Annotated in this window: 4 protein-coding genes and 1 pseudogene; 3 read left to right on the top strand and 2 right to left on the bottom strand. The window is 43.4% G+C overall.

Translation table 11 applies throughout. The features are described 5' to 3' along the window. The coding region (locus tag IM479_RS22675; protein ID WP_353737494.1) for a helix-turn-helix domain-containing protein at positions 1–44 on the bottom strand (44 nt) is incomplete at its 3' end. Positions 45–135: 91 nt separating this feature from the next. Here IM479_RS22675 and IM479_RS12505 point away from each other — a divergent pair. Then, positions 136–1,104 (top strand): glycosyltransferase family 2 protein, encoded by a 969-nt coding sequence (locus tag IM479_RS12505; protein ID WP_287684745.1) that lies wholly within the window; start codon positions 136–138, stop codon positions 1,102–1,104. A 43-nt stretch (positions 1,105–1,147) separates the two neighbouring features. Here the strand turns inward: IM479_RS12505 and IM479_RS12500 are convergent, their stop codons facing one another. Next, a complete protein-coding gene (locus tag IM479_RS12500) occupies positions 1,148–1,513 on the bottom strand; it encodes a DUF1815 family protein (RefSeq protein WP_287684743.1) in 366 nt (121 codons plus the stop codon). A gap of 565 nt (positions 1,514–2,078) precedes the next feature. On the opposite strand from IM479_RS12500, the pseudogene IM479_RS23045 reads away from it, so the two are divergent. Next, a pseudogene (locus IM479_RS23045) lies at positions 2,079–2,268 on the top strand (hypothetical protein). Positions 2,269–2,510: 242 nt separating this feature from the next. Continuing rightward, positions 2,511–2,717: a PEP-CTERM sorting domain-containing protein gene (locus tag IM479_RS12495; protein ID WP_287684742.1), complete on the top strand. Its 207-nt coding sequence runs from the start codon at positions 2,511–2,513 to the stop codon at positions 2,715–2,717. Positions 2,718–2,977: the final 260 nt, after the last annotated feature.

Here is a 2,977-nt window from a genome sequence, read left to right as displayed (position 1 = left end):
TGTTCTGGTGTGGGGTAAAATCGAAACGAGTAGGCTTTTTCCATGTCTCACATTTTAGCATATATTTGGTAAATGCGCTAGTATTTAACGGTAAAGCCGTCGTAGAACGACGGGGTTTCAGACCCAAAATTTTCGATGATCGAGAACCTGACAACCAGATCGCCTATTTCCCTGAAAAACTATCGTATTGCGGCGATTATTCCCTGTCACAACGAAGAACTAACGATCGCCAAAGTGGTCTCCCAATTCCAAACTTTTTTGCCAGAAGCGGCAATTTATGTCTATAACAACCGCTCTACCGATGATACCGTGACGGAGGCACTCAAAGCCGGGGCGATCGTTCGTCAGGAAATCCAACCGGGAAAAGGCAATGTTGTCCGGCGGATGTTTGCCGATATCGAGGCCGATATCTATATTCTCATCGATGGTGATGATACCTACGAAATTGCGGCAGTACGACGCTTAATTGAACGAATGCTGCGGGAACAATTGGATATGGTCGTCGGTGCGCGTCGAGAAGCGGCAAAATCCTCCCAGGCTTATCGTCCCGGTCATCGCGCTGGTAATCTATTTTTAACAGGATTGGTGAAATTTCTGTTTGGAGCGCGTTTAATCGATATGCTCTCCGGTTATCGCGTCTTTTCTCGTCGTTTCGTCAAATCTTTTCCCGCTTTGTCCAATGGTTTCGAGATTGAAACCGAGTTAACTATCCACGCTTTAGAATTAAAAATTCCCTTCGCCGAAGAACCAACCCTCTACGGAGAACGTCCCGAAGGTTCCCAAAGTAAGTTAAAAACCTTTCAAGATGGCTGGCGAGTATTGGGAACCGCTATCCTACTTTTTAAAGAAATTCGTCCTTTTCTCTTTTTTAGCCTTGTCTCGCTAATTTTGGCGGTTATTTCCCTCCTCTTAGCGATCCCCGTCCTGTTTGAATACCTCGAAACCGGCTTAGTACCACGTTTTCCCACCGCTATTTTATCGGCCTCGATCATGCTTTTAGCCTTTTTAAGTTTGACCTGTGGCATGGTCCTCGATTCCGTCTCCCGGGGACGAAAAGAGATGAAACGAATGGCCTATCTAGCTAACAGTTGGCTGAAAGGTTAGGGAAAAAGTTCACTAAACATACAGGTCTAGGTAACATCTGGGGTTAAACCCTCTCTAACCGTTGCGGCACGGAGGAGGGTTTTTTGTCAATAAATTCCGCCGGCGAAATTTGATATTTAATCAGATTGGCTAATTCCTGTAGTTGGCTGATGGCTTCCGCACCTTCGAGTTTCATTAACTCTCGATCATCGCGCATTTCTGTCCAGGTGATGCCGTAATCGGACACGAGAAACCGAATTAGATGGGTTTCACCCAATCCGACCATAAAGGATGCGCTGTTCATTTGACCGCCACAGGTGTAGCAAGATGCTAGATAACCTTGATTTTCTAGTGCGATCGCTAAGGCCTGTAAATCCATGACCAAGTCTTTGACCAGTTGGCGATGCTGTTCTGCAAGTCGTTTAAACACAATGTTCCTCCTGACAACACTGCTCAATTATAAAACCTTAATACTGTTTTAAGATTCTTTTTTGAGAAAATAAAGTAAATGAACCAGGTTTTTTTACGGATGTTAAGTAACAAAATGTAAAGAACCCGATACCTAGGGTAGCGTGAATTCCTGAGCTCGCCAAGTATATGTAAGTACAAAGCCACCATTCTATCCATCTTTCCACCCCCTCGATCCCAACTATTCCCATCATGCCTATTTTTAAAGTTTAAGATCCGGTTTCGACAAAAAAGTTCGTAAATCTATATTGACAATTATAGGACTTAGGCATTGACAGGACCGACCGGATATGGTGTATGGGTTTCAGGTATTTTATCCTGATTTTTTGATGACCTTTGAGCGATCGCTATCGTTCGGGAGTTAATCGCCAAAAGTCTGAAACGACGGATTTTCGTTCATGCACATCATGGTGAATTTGTACAGTGCGTAAGTCCTAAATTACATAAGCGTTTAATCTCACAGGATACTGAAAGGCTCATCAAGACTGAAAACCTTGCTAGATAGGGTTTGCGGCAAAAAGTTTCTTGTGGGGACAGGGTGTGGGGTGTGGGGTGTAGGTTTTTACCGATTCTGAGGGGGTCAATTACCTAATTTTCAGAGAAAAAGTCCCGGAATTTTCCCCCGATCACTCCCATATCCGGTACTTTTTGATTGACAAAAGGTCTAAAAGTCTTACCCAACAAGGTTTTAAGATTTATTCAGCTAACCCTAGATAACGGTTTCACGGCCGGCGAGTAAAATCGGTCTGAACTCCAGTTAATACCGCTCACTAAAAACTCAGGGTAATCGCAGGTTATTTTGTATAAATTATAACAGACAAAAATCCCTGATTATTACAGTTAGCAGGTTGAACTGACAGGAGTTAATCTGAGAGAAAGTAAAAAGCTATGTATTTGAGCAGTTGAGCATGGCAGAAAGTTTGCTCCCCTAGTTTTAGGGGCTTGACATTTCTACCTAAATGCTCTCTGGTTGGACGATTGGTGATGGTTACGTTTTTAGTGGCAATCAAGGGGGAACTTGGTCTGTTTTTCCTACTGATGGGCCTTACCAATTTAGTATTAATGGGACAGAACAGACCCAGTCCGTTCCTGAACCCAGTTCCGTTGTTGCCTTGTTAGGATTAGGGGGACTAGGGTTAGCTTCTAGCCTGAAAAAACGCAAATAGGAATAGTAGGGTGGGGGCGACTCCATTCTCTTGTCTCGTGCCAAGGTTCTACCTTAGCACGAGACAAGGGAGGTCTTGCCTATTGCCTATTGCCTATTGCCTATCCTAACCAAGAAGTTAATTTTACCGAAATTTTGGGTTAAAGCCCCGTCCTTTTAGGACGGCTTTTTAAACTATAGCTTGTTAACTTAACTTTTATTGTGCTATACTGATTTTATCTAAGTACCCCCTGCGTAAAATGTTTGTCTTAGAGTTTAAAG

The sequence above is a fragment of the Microcystis sp. M165S2 genome (genome assembly GCF_020245885.1).
Lineage (GTDB): Bacteria > Cyanobacteriota > Cyanobacteriia > Cyanobacteriales > Microcystaceae > Microcystis.
Note: the sequence above shows the minus strand (reverse complement) of the source record. Positions and strands in the feature narration are given on the sequence as shown.